The 19,755-nt window shown below is 44.4% G+C and carries 21 protein-coding genes and 1 riboswitch; of the genes, 3 read left to right on the top strand and 18 right to left on the bottom strand.

The window, feature by feature from the left end:
* The first annotated feature begins 148 nt into the window (after positions 1-148).
* Positions 149-493: a hypothetical protein gene (locus tag MSG36_RS10890; protein ID WP_017064409.1), complete on the top strand. Its 345-nt coding sequence runs from the start codon at positions 149-151 to the stop codon at positions 491-493.
* A 129-nt stretch (positions 494-622) separates the two neighbouring features.
* On the opposite strand, the gene thiE is transcribed toward MSG36_RS10890, so the two are convergent.
* The gene (thiE, locus tag MSG36_RS10895; protein ID WP_248367741.1) at positions 623-1,240 is read right to left on the bottom strand and encodes a thiamine phosphate synthase; all 618 of its coding nucleotides are present in this window, start codon (positions 1,238-1,240) and stop codon (positions 623-625) included.
* A 262-nt stretch (positions 1,241-1,502) separates the two neighbouring features.
* Between thiE and MSG36_RS10900 the strand changes: the two genes are divergently transcribed.
* On the top strand, positions 1,503-3,446 hold the full coding sequence (locus MSG36_RS10900; protein ID WP_086968361.1) for a methyl-accepting chemotaxis protein: 1,944 nt from the start codon (positions 1,503-1,505) through the stop codon (positions 3,444-3,446).
* A gap of 153 nt (positions 3,447-3,599) precedes the next feature.
* On the opposite strand, the gene thiM is transcribed toward MSG36_RS10900, so the two are convergent.
* From thiM to MSG36_RS10955, 11 genes are all read right to left on the bottom strand, one after another.
* On the bottom strand, positions 3,600-4,385 hold the full coding sequence (gene thiM / locus MSG36_RS10905) for a hydroxyethylthiazole kinase (protein WP_172378822.1): 786 nt from the start codon (positions 4,383-4,385) through the stop codon (positions 3,600-3,602).
* 28 nt (positions 4,386-4,413) lie between these two features.
* Positions 4,414-5,094 carry a thiaminase II gene (gene tenA, locus MSG36_RS10910; RefSeq protein WP_248367742.1) on the bottom strand — a complete coding sequence of 227 codons (681 nt, stop codon included), beginning with the start codon at positions 5,092-5,094 and terminating at the stop codon, positions 4,414-4,416.
* Between the two features lie 8 nt (positions 5,095-5,102).
* Positions 5,103-6,059 carry an ABC transporter substrate-binding protein gene (locus MSG36_RS10915; RefSeq protein ID WP_017081987.1) on the bottom strand — a complete coding sequence of 319 codons (957 nt, stop codon included), beginning with the start codon at positions 6,057-6,059 and terminating at the stop codon, positions 5,103-5,105.
* A 114-nt stretch (positions 6,060-6,173) separates the two neighbouring features.
* Positions 6,174-6,914 (bottom strand): ABC transporter permease, encoded by a 741-nt coding sequence (locus tag MSG36_RS10920; protein WP_348983445.1) that lies wholly within the window; start codon positions 6,912-6,914, stop codon positions 6,174-6,176.
* Between the two features lie 67 nt (positions 6,915-6,981).
* On the bottom strand, positions 6,982-7,740 hold the full coding sequence (locus MSG36_RS10925; protein WP_248367744.1) for an ABC transporter ATP-binding protein: 759 nt from the start codon (positions 7,738-7,740) through the stop codon (positions 6,982-6,984).
* Entirely contained in the window at positions 7,730-8,623 is an 894-nt protein-coding gene (gene thiD, locus MSG36_RS10930) for a bifunctional hydroxymethylpyrimidine kinase/phosphomethylpyrimidine kinase (RefSeq protein ID WP_248367745.1), read from the bottom strand. The genes MSG36_RS10925 and thiD overlap by 11 nt, the downstream gene beginning before the upstream one ends.
* 97 nt (positions 8,624-8,720) lie before the next feature.
* A riboswitch (TPP riboswitch) is annotated at positions 8,721-8,831 on the bottom strand.
* A gap of 98 nt (positions 8,832-8,929) precedes the next feature.
* On the bottom strand, positions 8,930-9,847 hold the full coding sequence (locus MSG36_RS10935; RefSeq protein WP_248367746.1) for an EamA family transporter: 918 nt from the start codon (positions 9,845-9,847) through the stop codon (positions 8,930-8,932).
* 85 nt (positions 9,848-9,932) lie between these two features.
* Positions 9,933-10,661, bottom strand: a complete 729-nt coding sequence (locus MSG36_RS10940) for an AraC family transcriptional regulator (protein WP_248367748.1) — start codon at positions 10,659-10,661, stop codon at positions 9,933-9,935.
* Positions 10,662-10,834: 173 nt separating this feature from the next.
* Complete coding sequence (locus MSG36_RS10945; RefSeq protein ID WP_248367750.1) at positions 10,835-11,863, bottom strand: DUF4382 domain-containing protein; 1,029 nt, start codon at positions 11,861-11,863, stop codon at positions 10,835-10,837.
* A 422-nt stretch (positions 11,864-12,285) separates the two neighbouring features.
* On the bottom strand, positions 12,286-12,537 hold the full coding sequence (locus MSG36_RS10950; protein ID WP_004731647.1) for a DUF2999 family protein: 252 nt from the start codon (positions 12,535-12,537) through the stop codon (positions 12,286-12,288).
* 130 nt (positions 12,538-12,667) lie between these two features.
* The gene (locus tag MSG36_RS10955) at positions 12,668-13,765 is read right to left on the bottom strand and encodes a YdcF family protein (RefSeq protein ID WP_050632958.1); all 1,098 of its coding nucleotides are present in this window, start codon (positions 13,763-13,765) and stop codon (positions 12,668-12,670) included.
* Positions 13,766-14,250: 485 nt separating this feature from the next.
* Here MSG36_RS10955 and MSG36_RS10960 point away from each other — a divergent pair, with 485 nt between their 5' ends.
* Entirely contained in the window at positions 14,251-14,925 is a 675-nt protein-coding gene (locus MSG36_RS10960; protein WP_248367752.1) for a glutathione S-transferase family protein, read from the top strand.
* An 833-nt stretch (positions 14,926-15,758) separates the two neighbouring features.
* Here the strand turns inward: MSG36_RS10960 and MSG36_RS23855 are convergent.
* The 6 genes from MSG36_RS23855 to MSG36_RS10985 form a co-directional block, all read right to left on the bottom strand.
* Positions 15,759-15,989, bottom strand: a complete 231-nt coding sequence (locus tag MSG36_RS23855) for a GDCCVxC domain-containing (seleno)protein (RefSeq protein ID WP_154398407.1) — start codon at positions 15,987-15,989, stop codon at positions 15,759-15,761.
* Positions 15,982-16,272, bottom strand: a complete 291-nt coding sequence (merP, locus tag MSG36_RS10965) for a mercury resistance system periplasmic binding protein MerP (protein WP_248367754.1) — start codon at positions 16,270-16,272, stop codon at positions 15,982-15,984. Before merP ends, MSG36_RS23855 begins: the two co-directional genes overlap by 8 nt.
* Before the next feature lie 10 nt (positions 16,273-16,282).
* Complete coding sequence (locus MSG36_RS10970) at positions 16,283-16,627, bottom strand: mercuric transporter MerT family protein (RefSeq protein ID WP_248367756.1); 345 nt, start codon at positions 16,625-16,627, stop codon at positions 16,283-16,285.
* 68 nt (positions 16,628-16,695) lie between these two features.
* Complete coding sequence (merR, locus tag MSG36_RS10975; protein ID WP_248367759.1) at positions 16,696-17,079, bottom strand: Hg(II)-responsive transcriptional regulator; 384 nt, start codon at positions 17,077-17,079, stop codon at positions 16,696-16,698.
* 329 nt (positions 17,080-17,408) lie between these two features.
* Positions 17,409-18,452, bottom strand: a complete 1,044-nt coding sequence (locus MSG36_RS10980; RefSeq protein WP_248367761.1) for a GMP reductase — start codon at positions 18,450-18,452, stop codon at positions 17,409-17,411.
* 864 nt (positions 18,453-19,316) lie between these two features.
* Positions 19,317-19,754: a PAS domain-containing protein gene (locus MSG36_RS10985; protein ID WP_048606084.1), complete on the bottom strand. Its 438-nt coding sequence runs from the start codon at positions 19,752-19,754 to the stop codon at positions 19,317-19,319.
* Between the last annotated feature and the right edge of the window lies 1 nt (position 19,755).

Raw genomic sequence — 19,755 nt, forward strand, 5'->3', positions numbered from 1 at the left:
CCGTTGCTTATATCGGTTTCAAATAGATCACTTTTTGAATATTAATTCGCACCCAGTTTATGAGCGCTCTTTGAGTGCTTTTTTATATCTAAATGAACCTTTTGGAAAATTTGTCGTGAACGTTTTAAGAAATATTTGCCCTGAGAAAATGGGTAAAGAGCGTAACAAACGAGAGTATGATTTACGCGTACTTAATTGTGTCAGTGAAAGCGAATATGAATCGCGTATGGCGGTTTGGAATAGCCTAGCGTTAACTGCTACTCCGTCTGCTTCGGAAACAAAGGGCTTCATCGATGAGTCTTTCAACAAGCTTCAACAAGACCTGAAAGAGGCTAGCCGTGAGTTGTCGATTAACTACACGGACTTCATCGCAATGGCGCATGAAGAGATCAACTACATTAAGGTGTTTGTTGCTGATAAAACTGCACAATACGGTTGGTACGCGGCGATTGTTCTTATGGTCATCGGCACGGTTGCTCTGTGCATTCAATAGCCAAACAATGTGTTAGATAGAGCACCTTAAATACTCTATCGATAAGCACATCTAGCACCCATCCATGCTTGTGCTTTCACTAGAAAACAGATGACCAACCTCATTTGTTTTCTAGTATCTACTCCCCCTTCACTCTCCCATTAGAGATAGCAGTTTTTGCGTCGCTTGTTTTGGGCTTTCTGCGTGACATATCGCTGACACCAAAGCCAATCCATGAATACCTGTCTTAACCAACTGCGGAATGTTCGACTCGTTGATTCCACCGATACCCACAATCGGCAACTTCGTTGTTTCCAAAGCCATTTGAATGCCTTTATAACCCCAATGTTTCTTTAGATTCGTCTTGGTTGGTGTGACAAAAAGCGCACTGAGGCCAATGTAATCAATCGGTAAACTATCGGCTTCTTGTAGCTGTTGTTCAGTTTCAATGGATAACCCAAGAATCTTATCTGGACCTATCAACTGGCGTGCTAACTCTGCAGGCATATCCGATTGCCCTAAGTGCAAACCATCAGCGTCAACAGCCAATGCAACGTCCACTCGGTCATTGATGATCAGCGGAACACCTGAGCCAGCCAGAATCGACTTAACCGCTTGTGCTCGTTCAATGAAGGCTCTTACGTCCCCATGTTTTTCTCTTACTTGGACCATAGTAACGCCACCCGCAACCGCTTGTTCAACCACGAACTTAAGCGTTTCTAAATCTTGTTGGTCATCCGTTACTAAATAGAGCTTATAAGGGTTCATTTCGTACCTTTGGAGTCGATGTCTAAAATTGACGTTGCACCATTTTACCGACAAATCGCATCATGTGCATGGAAGTTAATACTAAATTAGCCCAATGACACACGCGCCATCAAATACGCAACTCGTTGAAAGCATGCCGAAAAACCTGAATTTTTTAACTAAAGCGTTACTTATTACACAAAGAATTCACTTCAAGCATGCCCAGAACGCTGTTTTATGAAATACTCCACAGTGAAGGAATCAGGTAAATATAGGGATAGTTATGCGCCACCTTTCTATAGCGCTCAAGATCAAGCTGGGTTATGCCATCTGCTTGCTCTTTTTCGTCATTTCAGGCTTTGTGAGTTACAAAGGGATTCAAACCTTGTCGAACGGCTTTAGCCAATACAGTGAACTCAGCCAAAAAGCGACATTATCAAGCAACATTCAAGTGCACTTTCTTCAGATGCGTTTAGCTTCTGAACGTTACTTAGAGTCATTGGATGAACAGTACGAAACGAATTATCAATCAAGCAAACTTGCGATTGATGATCTGCTCAACAACTTAATCCAATCCACTACCAAAACCGATAGCCTAGCTAGCCTGCAATTAGTGCAAGACAGCGTGGCGGCGTTTGATGTGGCTTATGGGTCAATGAAACAGAGTGAGCTCCTCATTGACCAACTGGTAAACGTTGAGATGGTCAAACGAGAAACTAACGCACTGAAAGCGGCTCAGAGCTTGTTGTATGAGTCATATAATAACAACGATCCAAACGCGAGCTTATACGCGGGCATGTTGATGGAGAACTTTCTCGCAGCTAAGATCACCGTACTCAGTTACTCAAACAACAACGACCTCAAAACCTATGAAGCGGGTAAAGATATCTTTGAATACGCGCTACCAGGTATTGAAAGCGATATTGAGTCTCTCAAATCATCGCCTTATCAAAGTGAGCTGATTGAGGACTTCTCGAACCAACGCGAAGCGTATGCAAAAGGCTTTGAGCAAGTTCATCAACAGATGATTGAGAACACCCAAAGAACCGCTACCCTCGCCTCTATTGGTGACAGCTTAGCGATTGCGGTCGCGGATGCTCAAAGTATTCTCGAGCAACAGAAACAAGCGCTCACGCCAGTACTGCAAGCCAGTGAAAAGCGTTCGATTCAAATCATCATCTTGCTGACGGGTGTGGCTTTAGTTATTGGTATGACGAGCGCCGTGTTGGTGACTCGCTCTATTACCAAAGGCATCGCGCAGGTTAAACAGATCACCAACGAGCTTTCTCAAGGTAACTTGAATGTGGAAGTGAACATTGAGAGCAAGAATGAGATTGGCGAACTGCTGACTAATATGGAGATCACCATTGAATCTCTGCGCGATATTGTTGGCCAAGTGAACCGCTCTAGTGTGCGCATTGGTGAGATGTCGGAGTCACTCAATCAGGTGACAAATAACAGTTCGACCAACGCAACACAATTGAACAGTGAAATGATCAACATCTCTTCTGCCGTTGATCAATTGGCTTCCAGCACATCAGAAATTGCTGCAAGTGCTAACCACGCTTCTCAAGTTGCCAACCAAGCAACCGAGAATGTCGCGATGGGACTCAAAGAAGTAGACAAAACACTGCATGAAATTGGCAGTGCCGATGAAAGCATGCAGGTCAGTAGCCAGAAAGTGACGGACCTACACAAAGAGTCTATGAACATTGGTGCCATTCTCGAAGTAATCAAGGGCGTTTCTGAGCAAACCAACCTACTGGCATTGAACGCTGCCATTGAAGCCGCCCGTGCGGGTGAACAAGGTCGTGGATTTGCCGTGGTAGCCGATGAAGTGAGAACGCTAGCTAAGCGTACTCAAGATTCTGCGAGCCAGATTGATGAACTCATCACCTCGTTACAGCGTGGCGCTAAAGATGCGTTAGAGTCGATCAAAGAGAGTCACAGCACGGTTTCAGATGCTTCCACTCAGGCACAACAAGCTTCTCAGAACCTGCATGTGATTAACCAACACATCCAAGATTTGAATCAAGCCAACAGCCAAATTGCAGTATCCGTTGATGAGCAAGATTGCTTAACCAAGTCACTAGGTGAAAATGCGCAAGGTGCCAATACCATCGCACAAAGCAACCAAGAATCGGTCAGCAGCATTTCAGGTGCAGCGAGCGACTTAACTGAGGTTGCTCACCATCTAGAGAGCCAAGTAAATCGATTTAGAACCTAACGAAATCAGCCTTTAACACAGCTGACACGGTTCCGAACCAAGAATAAAAAGCCCCCAACACATAAGTGTCGGGGGCTTTCTTTTAGTTAAAAGCTTTAAATTAAGAGCTATTAACTTCGAACAATCAGTTTTGAGCTTAGAACTAGATTAAGCCTACTGAATCTTCAGACGCTGAATCAGTGTCTCTTCATCGAGTTGATACAGCTCATCAAGCAAGTTCATTTGCAAGCTACCTGGGCCACGAGAGTTCTCAGCCGCTATTTCACCAACCACACCCAGAACTGCCGCAGCAGCCAAACCACTGTCATCACCAACAGCAGCAAACGCCCCCGTCAATGCAGTTAAGGTACAACCCATGCCTGTCACATACGGCATCATTGGATGACCATTGTTTAACGTCACAACACTGTCTTTCGTGACAACGTAATCTGTCTCACCAGATATCACCACATTTGCACCGTATTCAGCCACTAAGCACTGTGCAGCACCTAACGCAGCATCACTGCTATCAAGCGCATCCACACCTTTGCTCTGCGCTTGCTCGCCCGCTAATGCAATAATCTCAGACGCGTTACCACGAATGATTAACTTTTCGGCTAAGCGTGCAATTTCACGAGAAGTTTCGGTACGCAGCCTACTTGCGCCACAACCCACAGGGTCAAGAACCACAACCTTGTTGTTCGCGTTGGCTTGCTCAACAGCAAAACACATTCTTGGTGTCCAAACACTGTCGAGCGTGCCAATGTTAATCACAAGCGCGCCAGAGAAAGACATCATCTCAGCCAGTTCTTGTTGCGAGTGCGCCATGATAGGCGAAGCGCCAATCGCCAATAACGCATTGGCTGTGTTGTTCATCACGACGTAGTTGGTGATGTTCACAACCAGTGGCTTTTGCTCTCGTACTGCGCGCAGCGATTGAATAATTTGTTCAGTTAGCATGGGGGAATCCTTATTCGTGAAAGTCGCTCTAAACCGCTGTTGAGTCATTAAGTGCATTCAGACCTTGCTGCCAAAAAGCCACTTCCATACGCGTTGCGGTTTTGAAGATATGAACGATGTTCTGACCGCGCTCGCTGTTGATATCAATTTCAGCAAGCAGTTGATTGAAGTATTCCGCGCCCGTTGCTACGCCAGACTGGAACTCTTCACCGCCGTAAAGCTGTAGCCAGCTTGCGTATGGGTTGCCTTCTAAAACAGTATCGCTGCTTTCTAACAACGCTTTACCGATCACAGCGTAACCAATGGAACACGGAGCCAGTGCCGCATAAAGATCGACAAGATCACCCGTCATGCCTGCATCCAGAACGTAGCGCGTGTAAGCCACTGTACCGAAATCTTCCGGTTCGTTTTCTAGGTCAGATTCGGTTAAACCCCACTGACCACAGTAAGTCACGTGGTGAGAGATTTCAGAATCTAGCAGAGCATGAACACTTGGCAGCGCACGACGCATATCAGCCAAGGTTTTCGCCTTGTAAATCGCCAACGCATAAGCTCGAGCATATTGCTTCAAGAACAGAAAATCTTGTTTCAAATAATGCAGAAAACACGGCTGAGCAAGAGTGCCGTTTGCCAACGTTTTAACAAAATCATGTTCAGTGTAGTCTTGCCAATCTTGTTGACAGGCTTGGATTAAGTCTTGGTATTTCATGAGATTCCTTAGTCAAAAGTCGGTACGTAGTCAGCGGCTTTTGGTAGTGATTTGATAATGCCTTTGTCAAACATGAACTGTGCGTAATCGTCGTAACGTTTCAGGTCAACAGCAGAAGGGCGAAGTGCAAAACGAGTTAGCGTGTCGTTCCATGCGCGTTGGTTAAGCTCGTTGTTCAACGTATCTGGTGAATACGCAACAAACTCGCTCCATGACTCTTGTGGGTGGTTCACGATGTAAGTTGTTGCTTGTTCCAATGCTTTGTTGAACGCTTTGATCGCTTCATCGTCGTGCTGCTTTGCGTTCGCAACAAAAATAAGCTCATCGTAAGCTGGCACACCGTGCTCTTCTGGGAAGAACGCTTTTGCTTTAAAGCCTTCAAGGGCTAACTGGTTGGTTTCGAAGTTACGTAGACCACCCCAGATTGCATCTACCTTGCCTGATGCCAATGAAGATGAAAGTGCCCAACCGACATTGATGGTTTGCACGTCTGTAAACGCAACATTTTCTTGTGCTAGCATGGTGCCGATAGTCGCTTCTTCGTTACCCGCAATCGCAATACCGATCTTTTTGCCTTTCAGATCCGCTAACGAATCGTTCTTGCCATTATCCAAAACCATCAACGTATTCAGTGGCGTTGCGATAAGAGTAGATGCACGAACCAGAGGTAAACCTGCCGCTACATCCATGGTTAAACTTGGTTGGTAAGTTACCGCTAAATCGACCTTACCTGCTGCGACAAGTTTCGCTGGCGTGCTTGGGTCTGCTGGTTCTTGGATTTCAACCTCTAAGCCTTGGTCAGCAAAGTAACCACGCTCTTGAGCAATCACAATCGGGCCGTGGTTCGGGTTTACAAACCAATCCAACATCAATGTCAGTTTCTTTTGTTCAGAGTCCGCTAGAGCATGACCTGAAACTAACGAAGCAAGCAGTGCCACTGCACCTACCAATTTGGTATTTTTCATAGTTAACCTTTCCTTTTGAATATTATTATTGTGTTTATAGAGCTAATTTTTAACGAAGTTTTGTTTAGATAAATAGCGTGAGCGAAGCTTTATTAAACAAGTGTTATCGAACCATTACTGGTTTTCCCAAGGGATAGCTTTTTTAAGTAACTTGTCTGTGATGAAGTAGAGCGAGATGGACAGCACAGCCAAGATGAATAAGGCCGCAAACATCTCATCGATAATCATGCGTGCGTTGGCTTGCAGCATTAGGTAACCCAGCCCTTCACTCGAACCCACCCACTCGCCGACGACTGCGCCAATTGGGGCAATCACCACCGCCACACGAATGCCAGACGCTAAGGTTGGCAGTGCAGCAGGAAGTTGGATATGGCGAAGCAGTTGCCATTTCGATGCACCCATCGTCTTAGCAAGATCAAGATAACCCGTCGGAGTATTTCGCAGACCGTCGTAACAACAAGTGGTCACGGGGAAGAAGATAATGATCGCCGCCATGACGACCTTTGACGCGATGCCATAACCCAGCCACAACATCAACACTGGTGCGATCGCAAACACAGGGATGGCTTGGCTGGCAATTAAGATAGGCAATAGCCAACGTTTTAGTGGTTCGAACATCAACATCTGCAGGGCGAAAAATAGCCCCATCGACAAACCGAGTAGCAAGCCAAGTAAGATCTCTTGCGCAGTCACCCAAGTGTGTTTGAGCAATACATCGTAGCGTTCGAATAGTTTAATAAAGACTTCTGCAGGCGCTGGCAGAATGAAGCTCGGCATCTCGAAGACAACCACAACTAACTGCCATAAACCGAGAATCACAGCACTGCTGATCAGTAAACGAACAACAGGATTCATCTGACGAGGGCTTGCAGTGGTAGTCTGTGCGTTAGTTGAATGAGCCACAGTTTCGCTTCGCGTTAGATCATTCATAATCACGCTCCAACTGATCTAAGATCGCTTGTTGTAACTCAGCACATTCACCATCTAACACTCGTGGTGTAGCAGTGTTAGGCACAGATAAAGACTGAGCGCTCGCCGGTGTGCCTTGCAACACATACAAGTTATCCGCCAAACGCACCGCTTCTTGTGGATCATGAGTAATCAACACAACGGTTTTATCTCTTAACAGTTCACACGCTAAGCTCTGTAACTTGTGTCTTGTTACCGCATCCAGCGCAGAGAACGGCTCGTCCATCAGCACAACAGGTTTGTCTTGCATTAAGGTGCGAGCCAAAGCAACTCGCTGACGCATACCTCCAGACAATTGATCCGGCATAGCATCCGCGTGATCAGCCAAACCAACCGCAGCGAGCAACTCGAGTGCTTGATTGGTTTGCAGTGCTTTGTCAGAAGCTGAATTTTGAAAACGGTGACTCAGGCAAACATTGTCGATGACCGATAGCCATGGCAGTAACAAATCTTGCTGCGCCATGTAAGCGATGCGATCGGTTAAAGGCAATTCATCAGACGTTGCCAATGTGCCCTGCCACTCCACCTTGTCGTCCAGCAAGCCTGCCAGATAACGCAATACCGTAGTTTTTCCGCAGCCACTTCGACCTAGCAATACCGTCCACTTACCTGCGTTTAGGCTAAGCGACAATCCCGATAAGGTTGCGTGCTCGCTGTCTCGGTAACGTAACGTCGCGTTGCTGAGTTGAACGCCAACCGTATTAACGGACATTACCGTGTCCAGCGAAGAAGTGATTTACCGGGCCATGACCTTGACCAACTTGCAACTCATCAGCATGAGCAATCGCGCGAGAAATGTATTGTTTGCCTAGGTCAACAGCTTCTGCCAGCGTGTTGCCCTGAGCCAAGAAAGAAGCAATGGCAGATGAAAGCGTACAGCCCGTGCCGTGGGTGTTTTTAGTCGGGAAACGCTTCGCGCTAATCAATGCAGACGTCGTCGGGAGAATCAGTAGATCGTTACTGTTTTCATCTTTCTCTAAATGACCGCCTTTGAGAAGAACGGCTTTAGCACCCAGTGCGCGTAAATCTTCAATCATGCCCTGCATTTCGGCTTCGCTTTCAGGTACTGCTTTTCCTGTTAGCGCCGCGCCTTCTGGCAAGTTAGGAGTAATGATGTCTGCCAGCGGAATCAGCTCTTGTTTTAGCGTCGTGATAGCTGAGTTTTCTAGAAGAAGGTCACCACTTGTCGCGACCATCACAGGGTCAATCACTAAGTGCTTAGGTTGGTATTGTTTGATTTTGTCCGCGACGACTTTGATGATTTGCGAATCGGCCAACATACCGACTTTCACAGCCACGATATTCAGATCAGTAAAAACCGCATCTAACTGGCTAGCAACATGGTCGAGTGGAATAGGAAAAATGGCGGAAACGCCTTGCGTGTTCTGAGATGTGATCGCGGTAATTACCGAACAAGCGAAACTACCTGTCGCAGACATGGCTTTAATATCAGCTTGAATACCGGCACCGCCGCCACTGTCTGAGCCAGCGATCGTCAATACAATCGGAGTGTTCGTGCGAATCGAACCATCCACAGAATGCTGTGAAGCTGAGGCTTTTGGCGTTAAATCTTTTGAAATAGAACTGTGTGTCATTGTCGCTCCTACTATCTTACAAGACGTAGGAGAACGAACACCGATCGAAAGAGAAGTCGCATTGGATTCATGAATTGTCTTCATGAGTGCAGACGTAGATCGAGTGCTTATAGTTCCCTACGCCAGTGTTAACTGAATCAGGTTCAACGGGTCTCGATTAACGATCTCAGCAAACACCAATAAGGTATATGCCCCCCGACTATTGATAGCGATAGTAACAGCACTCTCACAACTGAGATACTGATTTTATTCAATTATAAGAATTACGCATGAATAAATTTCAATTAGACACAACAAAACAAATACTTATAGCGTTCTTTTAGCTGGCTTCGACTGTATAAACAAGCACAGCACAATCAGAGACATACCTAGCCAACCTGTAAAAGGTATCAGCTCACCGACAACGCAGACGGCAAGCACCGCTGCAACTACCGGTTCAAACAGAGTCAGCAGATTGGCACTGCTCGCGGTGACATGGCGTAAACCAAAACTGAAGGCGACATAGCCCAAGCATTGTGGGATTAAGGTCAGATAACTGATGACTAATACGTTGGTCTGCGAGGAAAACAGGCTCTCACCCGTAAGCCAGAGCGTTGGCAGCAACAGCATCGCGCCGAGGCCGAAAATACTGCCCATCGCCGCTTGCGACTTAATCCCTTTATCGATCAGTGCTTTTGTCGCCCAAGAATAAATGGCGTAACACAACCCCGCGAGCAAACCTAAAGCAATACCCAACAGCTTGAGATCATCACCGGATTCATTCGTAGATGAAGATTCTGAAAACACCAACAACCCAATACCTACCACACCAATCGAAAAGCTAGTGAGCCAACGTTTGTTGATATTATTATTTTTGCTAATCAGACACTCTAACAATGCAGAAAAGAAAGGTGCGGTCGCAATCGAAACCACTGTACCAATCGCCACGCCAGATAATTTCATTGAAGAATAGAAAGCTAAAGGATAGACCGCCAAAGCCAAAGCGCTCGCTGCCAACAGCTTCTTGTTCTGCAAAAGTTTGTCAAACGCGAATAGAATTTTTCGATACGCCAAGCCCGCTTGCATTAGACCACCGACGCCCATAGAGAAAGCACCAATCGCCAATGGGCTTAGATCTGGAGCAAAGCTTGCGGCGGTGCCTGTCGTGCCCCATAAAATAGAAGCAAACAAGATGGCTAAAGTGCCCGTTTGGAATTCGTTAACGCGATTGATGGCAAGATTCATTTCTATTACCCAATTTTCAGTTCTGAAATAGATAATAGTGAAGATTGGTAAAGTTTAGTTTGCCGAAAGGACGCTATTGTTGTTTCTAAAGACTCTCTTTCATTGAGCCTAGAAACGCCCTTGGGGACATACCAAAGTGCTGAGAGAAGCGACGACTGAAAGCAGATACATCACTATAACCCACATTTTCGGCTATCAACTGAACCGGTAAATCGGTGTGGGTTAGCAAGGCTTGGGCTTTCTCCATGCGATATCGAGTGATGTATTTAAGGGCACTGATCCCCAGGCACTCTTTGAAGCGTTTTTTGAATTGAGTGGGACTCAAACAGGCCGTTTCAGCAAGTTGTGAAATGGATAACGGCTGGGTGTAGTTATCCGCGATCAGCCTTTGTACGGCACGGATTCTTGGGTCGATGCTCTTACTCACTTGTTGTTGCTCTAACAGCAGTGAAAACACATCCAAGATTGATGACTCAATACCACTATCGACCTGATACTCCAGCTGCTTCTCAACAAACAGCAAGAAGCTCATCAAAGGTGGTGTTATCGTGAAAACCGAGAGCTCATGCTCCAACAAGTGCTGCGGCAACTCCGCCATATCCGCGACAATAAACCGCGCGGCTTCATCCGCCTTAAACGCATGCGCTGTGGTTACCGGAATCACCACACATTCGCCCACGGCCACTTTGCCGATATACCCCACCATCTCGATATTGATACTGCCTTGGATTGGCAATACCAATTGGTGATGGTCATCATGAGCATGGGTATTAAATTGCTTGGTGTAAGATCGAATGCTTAAGCTAGATTTCATGAGCAACGCCGGAGTACATTTCGCTAGGTTAAAGTAAGAGACACAACGTTACATCATCACTTCCCTAGAGTCACACTCAATGCGCGTCAAATTCATGCTAGCTAAGTGACATGATCAAAAACGGCCTCCAAACAAGAGGCCGTTTTGATTAAAAAGCGTCATTCACATAAAGCTTAGAATGACACTTGGCTGTCTTGACCAACAGTTACTTGCACGCCATTTTGAGCTTCGTATATTGCGAACCCAGCGGCTAGTGGCGCTGCATTGTCTTCATCACTGTCATGCTGCGCAGTACAGGTATAACCCAATGAATAAGTACCTGGATCAATAAAGCCCAGTGAGAATTCAAAATTAGTTTGGTCTTCACCAAGCACAACGGAAGCTGAAGTGACTGGTTTTACTTCCTCACTACCACCAATCGGTGTCATGTCATCTTTGTCGATGTTGCCTTCATACAAGTAGACCGCCTGAACAAATGTATTATCGGTTGTAAGCCTACAAGCATCAAAGGTTTGCTTCGCAACGGTACCTTCAATGTTTCCTGTCTCAACCGTATTGATAAGGCTTACAGACGTTCTTTGAATAGTGTAATCAGGATATGTCGAACTGTTCTTTAGGCCGCGTCGAAGATCGAACTCGACAACAAAATCGTTACTTTGCTGGTTCACATTAAATGAGTTATTAAAGTAAAGTACGCCAGCGTTGTCTTCTTTACCCACACCTTGCGGACACGCGCCTTCACCTTTCACTGTTAACTCACGGGTCATATCATCGTTTTCTATCACGTAAGATGGATCTGTTGGGTGATCGCCATCATTGGCAAACACACACAACTTATAGCTGCCTACCGGAATGACCTCATTTTCAATCAAAGGAAGCGCATCGCTGCCTTGGTAATCCAGCAAATTCACACTTAATGGAATCGGATCCTCACCATCTGGCAATGGATCGCCATTTTCATCAACGTAATCGCCGTTTTCGTCCGTTTTATACACATCATAAATCAGTGGCGAACCTCCCCCTTGAGGAAGCAAAGCGACCTTACTGAATGTCACAGTTACGTCTTTAACATCATCAATGGGCGCATCACTCACGCTCAAAGTAATTGGTGTCGTGCTGCTTGATGAACCTGAATCACCGCCACAACCAACAAGCCCAGCCAGCACAAGGCTCGCTAAAGCGGTTTCCTTTAAATACTTCATAACTAATTTCCTATAAATCACTGCTCGATAAAGGGCTTAGTTTGTTGCCCTCTTATTCTTTTCCTTAATGTGACTCATAGACAAACCGCGTTTATGGCCCAAATCGGCTAGCCCTATTATTTAGGGCTGTCTTCATCCAAAAACTCTGTTCATCAAGGTGCACATCTCAGGTCGCACATAGGTTAATTAAGTCTAGTAAGTAAATTGTCAGTAGTCGCACATATTTGGCAAGGTTGCTGTCAATTGTGTTGGAATGGTCGGTATGTATAGGGTCGGAGAGGATGATTGAAAGCACTCAAATCAAAGTCAAAAATCGCCACCAAGATCAAAAAAGGCCGTTAAGACAGCCTATTGCTGAACTTAAACGACCTTTTTATTGAATGTGGATAAAGCTAATTCGATATTAGCTCATTCAAATTCACTTATTTTTGAAGTTGCTCTTTGGCCGCTTCAACCTTAGAAAAATCTAGGCCAAGCTCTTCAACTGCTTCTTTGATTAGTGCAGGGTTTTGCATTACCTGACCCATCAGCATTTGAAGTTTGTCTTGAGGTAAACCAAGTTGGCTGATCGTCGCCATTGCTGCAAGAGGGTTCTCTGTCAGCGTTTTAAATAGCTCACTGATCTGCTCGTCGCTAATATTGTTCTCTTTCAACATCGCTAAAATCGGGTTCATTTTTTTGCCTTTGAAACACTAAATTAAATAGGAGCACAGCATATCATCTAGCTGTGCTCGATTGTACTAACAAGTGACGCTTTGGTTTAACGCGAACCGCACTTTTCCCAAACGCAAATAATGCTTGGGCTTAACGAGATTCTAGTGGGTAAGAACGGTAGCTCCACATGCCATAAGTTCTGAGAGCGTCACGGTAGATACCTAATAGCTCACCACTGCTCGCTTTCTTAAGATCTTCTAGCGGCTTGTCTGGGTAAGAAACCGTATCGAAGGTAATGCCCTGAGGACCCGTTTGCCAGCTCGCAATTTCAAACAGAGTTTGACCACGACGAACGTGGCTTGCCGAACTAATAATGGTCGCATGTTTAATATCATGACGAGCAAGCGCATAGCTACTGAATAAGGCATTACCTACCGTGCTGGTCGCGTAGTTCTCTTCAATGATGCGATCTTTGCTTACCCCTTTTTCAATAAGCCAATCCGCCATTAACTTGCCTTCAGTCTTATGGTTCTTTGGCACGCCACCCGTTAACACGATCATCGCATCTGGGTTCGCTTTCGACATTGCTAATGTGGTTTCAAGGCGTTCAATCAGGATTTGATGCATAGAACCATCTGGGTTAAGCGCGTAGCCCAAAGTAACAATGGCACCGTGTTCATCCAATAAACCTTTGTCCGCCGACTCTTTAAGTGGTGTTTCTAACACGCGGTCTACCGTAGCAAAAATACGTTTGATGTCTTCTGCTTTGCCCTTATTCAGGCTTTCCAGTTTCTCCATGTGCTTGTTGGATTCACTGTCATTGCCTTCGAATCTCTGCCAAACCGCAAGATACGCGTGCAAGTCGACATCATCTGGCGCAACCGTCAATGCTTGTTCAAACAACTCAATCGCACGCTCTGCATTCTTATTGTAGATCTGAGCGTTCGCTGCCGAGATCAACAGGTCAGTACGGTAAGGTTCTAACTGGTACGCTTCTAACAATCGGTTGGTCACAATTTCCATGTTGCTTGGCATTTTAGCCGTGAAGCCCGCGTGTGAAATTCTTGCCGGAGACTTAAACGCCTGCAACGCATCAAGAAGTAGTTGGTCGACAACTTGTCGCTTAGTCACCAACTGCGCGTAATCCGCAGAAGCCTGTACAGCGCCATCGTTAGCAGCAAAAGAATAAGGTGTTGCGCCAAAAGCGAGCATGCCACCAAGAGCGAGGGCGATAATGTTCTTTTTCATGGAAAGATCCTGTGTCGTTAAGTGTTCACATCAGATTTGCTCACCAATGTAAGCCCCCAAGATTAAAAAACCGTGAACCAAACCTTACTCTCCAAGGTTGATATTCATTTGTTGCATAAGGTGTGGCTGCAGATCACGATTTTATGCGCCAGAGTAAGCTCAAATATCCAGATAGCTTCGAGTTATGAGGAGCGCCCTTGATGTCTTTGGAATATTTAACTTCGAATCTCACCTGCCTATTCTATCTAAACCCGTAAATTTCGAAGCTCAACATCAAACCTAAATGAGCATTTTATGTTCAGTATTTCAGTAACTTAAAACGCTACCCCCCTTACAAATCCACGCTAGTTCACGCTCACATAGCCAAGTTCAAAAGGCACAGAGTTTGATATCAAATCGATCAATTCACAGAAAATTCAAAAATCAATTATTGAACGATCGTTCAAGCGGTGCTTTAATGAATGACCAAAACAAGGAGTTACCCCATGCTTAAGTTCTATTTTCACCAAACACCAAACCCAATGAAGATCGCTCTGTTTCTAGAAGAGACAGGCCTAGATTTTGAACTTGTTCCTGTCGATACCTTAAAAGGCGAGCAACACACGCCGGAATATCGCTTAATAAACCCGAACGGAAAAACACCAGCCATTGAAGACGATGGACAGCGCGTGTTCGATTCTAACGCTATCCTGCTGTACCTATCTGAGAAAACAGGCAAGCTAGCTGGTCAGCCAGAAGACAGAGCAGAACTATTATCTTGGATGATGTTTATCGCGAGCGGCCTTGGCCCTTATTCAGGTCAATCGGTACACTTCCGTCATGCAGCGCCAGCAGGCCTAGACTACGCTGTGAACCGTTACCTACGTGAAGCACAACGTCATTACGAAGTGTTAGAAAAGCATATGGAAGGTCGTGAATTTATCGTCGGAAATGAGTACACCATTGTCGATGTCGCTGCATGGGGTTGGATTGATAAAGCACCTTTCGTGCTTGGTGAAGAAGGCCTAGAACCTTACCCGAATTTGAAGCGTTGGTTTAACGCAATCAACACTCGCCCAGCCGCCCTGCGCGCTCGCGAAACCGGTAAGGATGTTGAATTTAAAACCGAACGTGATGAAGAAGCAAAACGAGCACTGTTTCCTTCGAATTATGCGAAGTAGAAAAATTGAAAGTTAACGCTCTACTGAGTGATAGCTAGAACTCAAACATAAAGAGCCGCTAAAAAGCGGCTCTTTATGTTGAAAAGTCACCAGTTGATATTTTGTGCATTGATACAAAAAAGTATAAAGCTAGCGGCAAGAAAGTTACTGACGCGATTCCATCTCTAATATTTTGATATCAAGATCCTATATTCGTAATTAGCAACTTACCTCAAACACTCTTCTGGACATTTCTGAGTTATACAGTTTGCTTAATTAATATTGAACGGATTACCTAGGGTATTGCAAAGCCTCAAGCCTAACTGTCAAATTCTCTCATCCACTACATTAAATAATTTAATGGCAGGTTCATGAATTTCTAATTCTAGGGAAGTCTCTTAAGCAACATTTTCCCGATGGATTTCGCGCTTTACATGCACAATTACCACTCTTTTTTTCTCGTACTACAAACTGGCGTGTAAGAGGGTCGTTAATTGCCTCTGCCTTTGTTATTCCGTAGCAATAGCAGATAAGCGCATCAATAGATTTAGACTTTATCCCAACTACAGTTCGCAACTCATCATGCTTGATTACTGAACTATCTTGAGCGAAGTAAACTACAGAGCAATTAGGATCGGTACAGAAATAGTAACCTTGTGTCTTAGATTGTAATATCCAAGGGCTTTTAACATGATGTTTAATTGTATCGGTAGATACCAAACCATATTCTTTACCATTCAATGGACAAATCGATTTTCTAGGAAAAGAATCTAAACTATTGGGTTGTGAACAGCAATCAGACATGAAAACTCCTTATTTAATAAAGCCATGATAAATCGTTGCTTTTCGTAAACTCAACAATGACAATTGCGTTTTCCCTTCTTTGACAGACTCTCCTGTATTGGAGGGCAAGGGACTGCACCATAGGAACAATATACACAGCAGTCACCTTGTTTAGGTTTTAGAAGCTTGTGACATTTCTCACACTCATAAAACCACTGACAAGCGTTGGTTGGCATCGTTTCTATTTTTTTGCTTCCACAATATGGACAAGTTATCTCAGACTCTAAGGTAACTTTATTCATTGTTATTTTCCGTTTTGGTTGATGAGGGGTATCCTGCTTCAGTTGTAGTTATCACTAAACTAGCAATGTCAGTAACCTCGTCATCAAAAGTAACGCGTGCGATCTTATCTGTTAATGATGTTTCAACACTTGATACACCATCAACTTTATTTAACGCAGCCTTTATCGTTATTGGGCAGACAGGGCATGTCATACTAGGTATGTCTAACTCAACAACTTGCTCTTTTGCTGTAACAGGATTCAAAACCACAACACTGAGTAGCGTTAATACGAATCTTTTCATATCAGCTCCTTTAAACAAACACTGGTATCCAGTATGGGCTTACTACCAAGATTAAAGCGACAGTTGAAGTTACCCACAAGATCATTTTTTGACGCCTGCGAGCCTTAGGGATAGCGCATAAGGAACCTTCTTTGCATTCATCTATTGGACGGTAGATACGACTCGCAGCTAAGACAAAGGCAATAATGACTGAAACTATGAAGGTAGGCCTATATGGTTCTAGCATTGTTAAGCTGCTGATCCATGACCCACTAACTCCTAGCAAGAGTAATATCAGAGGGCCAGCACAGCATAGACTGGCTCCAATAGCTGCAATTATTCCACCAATCAAAGGAATGGATGGATTCTTATTCATGAAATTCTCCAGTTGCTACATACCATTAACTAAATGTAGCAGCCGTACTTAGGTACGGAGTCAGCTGGCTATTCCTTGAAAGAGTCTACAATGGGACATGATGAGTTAGAGGCACTAGAGCATTGGTCAATTAAGTGGCTAAGGTTAGATTCAAGATGTTGAAGATCAATGATTTTTTTTCTTATCAATACCAACTTTTGTTGTGCGATAGCCTGAACTTCTTCGCAGTCCGAATCTCCAAGTTTCAAAAGGCTAGAAATTTCATCTAACGTAAAACCTAAATCCTGTGCTCGTTTGATGAAATATAATCTCTGTAAGGTTTCTGAAGAATACTGACGAAAGCCCTCAATAGGTTTCTGTGGCTGGGTGATTAACCCCTTCCTTTCGTAAAAACGAATGGTTTCAACATTAACTCCTGCGGCATTTGCCAGTTTCCCAATTGTTAACGTCATGGTTACTCCTCAAGTTTTCTCGTATCGCATAATACCGAACCACTATAACTCAGTTTTATCCAATGGCTTTATTTGCTTACAGCAAAGTGCGTAACGATGTAACTAACATTTAACGGTTGAAAACTCTGTTTCATAACGTTTGGGGAAATTTAGTTCATTATTCGCTATAGGCCTGTTAATAAGAAAATGTAGGGGAAACTTGAAACGAGATCTATCACTTAAAAGTGTCACTAAAACATAATGGGGCAATAATGTGTTTGCAAGTCCCCACACAAAAAGAGCCGCTAAAAAGCGGCTCTTGATTTTCAAACTATTCGAATTCGTTCAGATTACTCTTTACCGAATACGTTGTTTTCTTGCTCTTGTACACGGATGAAAGTCGTACGCTTAGTTAGCTCTTTAAGCTTTGCTGCGCCTACGTATGTACAAGTTGAACGTACACCACCAAGGATGTCAGAAATTGTGTTGTGAACTGAACCACGGTATGGAAGTAAAACAGTTTTACCTTCCGCAGCACGGTACTTAGCAACACCACCTGAGTGCTTGTCCATAGCTGACTGAGATGACATTCCATAAAATTTCATGTATTGCTTACCGTCTTGCTCTACTACTTCACCGCCTGACTCTGAGTGGCCTGCTAGCATGCCGCCTAGCATTACGAAGTCAGCACCGCCGCCGAACGCTTTAGATACGTCACCCGCACATGAACAGCCACCGTCACCGATGATCATGCCGCCAAGGCCGTGTGCCGCGTCGCCACACTCGATGATTGCAGAAAGTTGAGGGTAACCTACGCCTGTTTTAACACGTGTAGTACAAACTGAACCAGGGCCGATACCAACCTTAACGATGTCTGCACCCGCTAGGATTAGCTCTTCAACCATGTCACCTGTTACAACGTTACCCGCAGAGATAACTTTGTCCGGGAATTCAGCACGTACTTTTTGTACGTACTCAACTAGGTGCTCTGAGTAGCCGTTAGCGATATCAATACAGATAAATACGAAGTCTTCGCTAAGCGCCATGATTTGCTTTGTTTTCTCAAACTCAGCTTCAGATGTACCCGTTGATACAAATACGTTGTTCAGTGTTTTCTTGTCTGCTGTTTTAGCGAACTCAGCCCACTGCTCTACTGTGTAGTGCTTGTGTACTGCAGTCATAACACCGTGCTCTGCTAGAGCAGCTGCCATTTCAAAGCTTGCTACCGAATCCATGTTCGCTGCAATTACTGGAGTACCAGACCATTGACGACCGCTATGCTTGAATGTAAAATCGCGGGTTAATTCAACTTGAGAACGGCTTTTAAGGGTAGAACGCTTCGGACGGAAGAGTACATCTTTGAAACCTAACTTAAGTTCTTGTTCGATACGCATGGTGTTTTCCTTGATTCATAAAATTATGTGTCTCTCGCGAAATGCGTAGTAAAACCGTTGGCAGACGGGTTTACTTTTCTTCGGACACAAAAAAACCGGAGCGTTGGCAGACGCTCCGGTTTTCAGCATTATAGGTCGTGATTTAGTAACAGCAAGTCTGATATTTCACTTTTTTTTATGCTATCCTCTCAAAGATTCCATATCCGCTAAAACTCCCCTAGCTACACTTTTCCACTAAATTCTTACTAATTAATAACTTAGCTAACCAATTACGCAAACGCTGTCGGTTTATTGCGCAATCGTTTTCCTCCCCTTTTCAAACAATATCGCCCTGATAATGCAAATATGTGAAGAAAGTGACTCGAAATCACATAAAAATCACACTTTTCTCCAACAAAAAAATGCCTTTTTTCTTAAATAAATTCGATTTTTTTCCTAATTTTTTCTTTTTTCGACCAAATTCGACAAACTCATGGTGCTGTTGGTTAGCATCAACTAAGAAAAGTAGAGTGATAAAGACTCAATCTAGAGACCAATATTCACTTGGGTTTGATAATTCGACCTTCACACTCCATTAAATGCCCCTTTCCAGCCTGCACTTTATAAATCCAATTTCTTTTAACCCGTAGCATTACGGTTCCAAAAGCACGTTTCGTCCCAGCCCTTTCGTTCATTTAACCTAGAAGACTCTGCAAAGCGCACAGAAAAATAGGATTGGTTGACGTTAAGAACTGGGGAAAAGTTAAGATTTGAAGAATAGAAAGCAAAAAAATGGCTAAGGTGGTTAACCTTAGCCATTTTATTCGCTGATTACACTGATGCTAATACGCGTATAGAAAAGCGTTGTTTGGCGAATAGAGCTATCTAGTTCTTTTGAGAGACTAACGCTTCTGCAGTCGCATCTTGAATTGACAGGAACAATGAGGTCACTTGCCCTGTTGGTGAGCGCATCGGATTTAGCGTCACGTTCTGATACATGAAATCAGCTTGTTGGGTTACTGGCCTAACGTTACGACACTTAAACAGATAAGGCCTTTGTTGCCATGTAATGAAGCTGCGGCAGCCTAAGTCATAGACTGGCTTGGTTTTCAGCCTAAACCACTCTTCTGGGATTTCAGGGAACAGTTCAAAGATCGACTTACCAATCGCATCATGCGATTGCTTACCGCTATGGTGAGTCATAAAGCCATTCCAGACTTGCACCTGAAAATCACGGTTAATAACCACCAGCCCCATATCAACGTTTTGAACCATGTCCACCATCCAGTGGAACTGTTCAAATTCAGCAGGAAGATTCAGCATA

This window comes from Vibrio sp. 1CM8B (genome assembly GCF_023161685.1).
Lineage (GTDB): Bacteria > Pseudomonadota > Gammaproteobacteria > Enterobacterales > Vibrionaceae > Vibrio > Vibrio coralliirubri.